This is a genomic window from Mesorhizobium sp. Mes31, from assembly GCF_024519675.1.
Lineage (GTDB): Bacteria > Pseudomonadota > Alphaproteobacteria > Rhizobiales > Rhizobiaceae > Mesorhizobium.
The window spans coordinates 1-3,179 of record NZ_JALJRL010000050.1 but is presented as its reverse complement, the minus strand read 5'-3'; the positions used below and the strand labels follow the sequence as shown (position 1 = coordinate 3,179).

General features: G+C 61.6%; 4 protein-coding genes. 2 read left to right on the top strand and 2 right to left on the bottom strand.

Annotation, left to right across the window (positions count from 1 at the left end):
- Together NR193_RS33140 and NR193_RS33135 are read right to left on the bottom strand one after the other, a co-directional pair.
- Nucleotides 1–507, bottom strand: a 507-nt coding sequence (locus NR193_RS33140; protein WP_256754860.1) for an SCP2 domain-containing protein, incomplete at its 3' end; no start/stop codon positions are given.
- Between the two features lie 49 nt (nucleotides 508–556).
- Nucleotides 557–1,177: a hypothetical protein gene (locus NR193_RS33135; protein WP_256754859.1), complete on the bottom strand. Its 621-nt coding sequence runs from the start codon at nucleotides 1,175–1,177 to the stop codon at nucleotides 557–559.
- Between NR193_RS33135 and NR193_RS33130 the strand changes: the two genes are divergently transcribed.
- Entirely contained in the window at nucleotides 1,172–2,680 is a 1,509-nt protein-coding gene (locus NR193_RS33130; RefSeq protein WP_256754858.1) for a UbiD family decarboxylase, read from the top strand. The two genes, NR193_RS33135 and NR193_RS33130, sit on opposite strands and share 6 nt — an antisense overlap.
- Nucleotides 2,677–3,179: UbiX family flavin prenyltransferase (locus NR193_RS33125; RefSeq protein WP_256754857.1), on the top strand; the 503-nt coding region annotated here is incomplete at its 3' end. The genes NR193_RS33130 and NR193_RS33125, both read left to right, overlap by 4 nt.

Here is a 3,179-nt window from a genome sequence, read left to right as displayed (position 1 = left end):
TTGGCGCGCGACATCCAGCGCACCGAGAATTCCCGTATCGACAAGACGAGCCAGTGCGCCGCGCAAGCCGAGCAGATCCGCCGGGCGAAGCTCGGCATCCTCGATCGTGTTCCTCAGCGCGAGCACCGCCTCCGTGCGGCCGCTGATCGAGATGATCCGGCTGAAGAAAAGCGCATCGCCATCAAGCGTGCCGTCGAGCAGGCTCAACAGTGTCAGAATAGGTCCCCTGATCTGGACGCTTGATGTCGCGGCCTCACTTTTCCTGACGACACGAACGATCGAGCGCTCCGCGTCCGGAACGACGGTAAATGCGAAGGCAAGGTCGATCGGGTCGATGAAATAGCAGGCTGTTCGATGTTCGCCGAGGCGGTCGAACAATCGAGGCTGTCGCCCGGCCAAAGAGCGCAAGGACAGCGTGAGCAACGGCCCGAGTGGCAAGCCGGCGAAGGCCGGGAAAAGATGGCGAACGAACGCCGGCAATGTCGGTTCCGTGTTTCCCGTCACCATTCAGTGCATCCTGTCCATTGGGGGTCGCTCAAGCGGATTACGCGGCGGATTACGTGCTGGGTCCGTTCTCGAGCAGGTCTGCGAAATTCTGGCTGTTCGGACAGAAATCCTGGTAGTGGCTTTCGAAATCGAAGGCGGCCAGATGATCATGACACTGGCGGCGATGCGGGCAGGTGATGCAGGTGCGTGACATGAAACCGTGCGCTTGCAGCGATTGAAAACTGTCCGGATCGATGCCGGCTGAACGCATCGCCGAAGAAAGCAGGTCTTCCGAGGCGTATGGCAACCGCATGGCATCGTCGAATTCACGTCGCGACAGACCGATGTCATTCAGAATGCCCGTGCACTCATCCGTACCCATTGCCCAAAATTCTCTTGTCGCTGCCCTGCTCCGCCGGCGGTCCGCGAGAAGGGAAATTACGGACCGCCAAGCTTCGACAGTTTCGCTAATCAGATTGCCGGCCATGTGAAATCCCTCATTATTGCGCGGCGTCGCCAACGACGGTCTGCCCGCCTTCGCTATCGTGGAGCGACCGCTTCCTACGGTACCAAGTTCGAAAATTAGCGCGGACGGATCGATCGCTCTTTGCGCTAGCGCAAAGTTTCTCGTCGGCGCGCATGGCAAAATTGCGCGCCCGACGATCCGGTCGAGCCGGAATTCGCCATGCATCACCGCTGCCTCCCGTCGTTTTCGGACCTCGGCTCATTCCTTTCGTACCTGGATGGGAATGGACAACTGCAGGACGTCGGGGTGCCTGTTTCGACACGGCTCGAACTGACCGAGATCCACAGGAGGGTGATCGCCGCGAAAGGCCCGGCGCTGCGTCTGACCACGCCCATCGACGATCGCGGCGTCAGGTCGGCCTTTCCGGTCGTCGCGAATCTTTTCGGTACCCGGGAACGTGTCGCCTGGGGCCTTGGCACCGACCTTCCTGGGCTGGAAACCCTGGGCGCGCTTCTTGCGTGGATGAGATCGCCTCGGGCTCCACGGAGCCTTCGCCAGGCCCGACAGATGCTGCCGGTGGCGCGCGGGGCCTTCGCGGCGCGGCCGAAGATCGTTTCCCCGCCCGGAGAGTGGCGGGAGGCCGATCCGGATTTTTCGCTTCTTCCCGTCCAGACTTGTTGGCCAGGAGACGCCGGCCCCCTCATAACATGGCCCGTGGTTATCACTCGCCCACCTGGCGAGGACGATCCGAGCACATACAATCTGGGCGTATATCGCATGCAAGTGATTGCTCGTGATCGCGCCATCATACGATGGCTGCCCATGCGAGGTGGCGCCGCCCAACATCGCATGTGGCAGGCGCGGGGCCTTGAGATGCCGGTGGCAGTTGTCATCGGGGCGGACCCCGCCACGTTGATCGCGTCGGTGATGCCGGCGCCCGAAGGCGTGTCGGAGCTGGCACTGTCCGGGATGATCAACAATCGCCGAGTCGGATTGGCGCCCTGCAAGAGCATCATGCTTCACGCGCCAACCAGTGCGGAAATCGTGCTTGAAGGTGTCGTCTTTCCAACAGAGACGGCGCTGGAGGGCCCCTTCGGCGACCACACCGGATATTACAACGCGCCGGAACGATACCCCGTATTCAACCTCAAGCGCGTTCGCGTCCGCGACGGGGCAAATTACCTGACCACGTTCACCGGGCGCGCGCCCGACGAGCCCTCGGTCCTCGGCGAGGCGCTGCTCGATGTCTACAAGCCGCTCCTGCGCCAACAAATACCGGAAATCGTCGACGTATGGCTTCCGCCGGAGGCCTGTTCCTACAGGATTGCCGTTATCTCGATCGCAAAGAAATATGCCGGACAGGCCAGGCGCGTGATGATGGGGTTCTGGTCCCTGCTGCCGCAGTTCTCGATGACCAAGATGATCGTCGTGGTGGATGACGACATCGATATTCGATCATGGCCGGACGTGATGTGGGCGGTCGCCACCCGCATGGATCCCTCGCGCGATCTGATGCAGGTGGATCGGACCCCTATCGACCAGCTCGATTTCGCGTCACCGCTCGAGGGGCTTGGAGGAAAGATCGGGCTCGACGCGACGCGCAAGATTGGATCGGAAACCTCCCGCGAATGGGGAAAGGAACTGACCATGTCAGCCGATATCCAGGAGCAGGTATCCCAACGATGGAACGAGTTTTTTTCGCAAACGACCGCTCAGGGGCAAGAATGACCAAACGGCTGATAATCGGTGTCACCGGGGCATCCGGCTCCGTGCTCGCGCTGGAAACCATTCGTCAACTGGTCAGGGCCGGAGTGGAGACGCATCTCGTCGTCTCCAAGGGCGCGCGATTGACCGTCGCCCATGAGCTCGGCGTCGACGGCCTTGCCCAACTGACGTCTGTCGCCAACCACGCATATTCCTATCACGACCTGGCCGCACCCATTGCCAGCGGCTCTTTCAGAACGGATGGCATGATCGTCGTTCCCTGTTCGATGCGGACCTTGGCGGCGATGGCGCATGGGTTGGGCGACAACCTTCTTACAAGGGCCGCCGATGTCGTCCTGAAGGAAAAGCGCCGGCTGGTCATCGTGCCGCGCGAGGCGCCGCTCCACGAAGGGCACCTTGACGCGATGCTCAGGCTCGCCCGGATGGGGGCGATCATCGCGCCGCCAGTGCCGCCATTCTATGTCAAGCTTGCCTCGATCGAGGAAATGGTGGTCGAGATGGC

Bases quoted from the DNA above. Each gene is read 5' to 3' on its own strand.
- NR193_RS33135 (WP_256754859.1), bottom strand. From the start codon at position 1,177: ATGCATGGCGAATTCCGGCTCGACCGGATCGTCGGGCGCGCAATTTTG.
- NR193_RS33130 (WP_256754858.1), top strand. From the start codon at position 1,172: ATGCATCACCGCTGCCTCCCGTCGTTTTCGGACCTCGGCTCATTCCTT.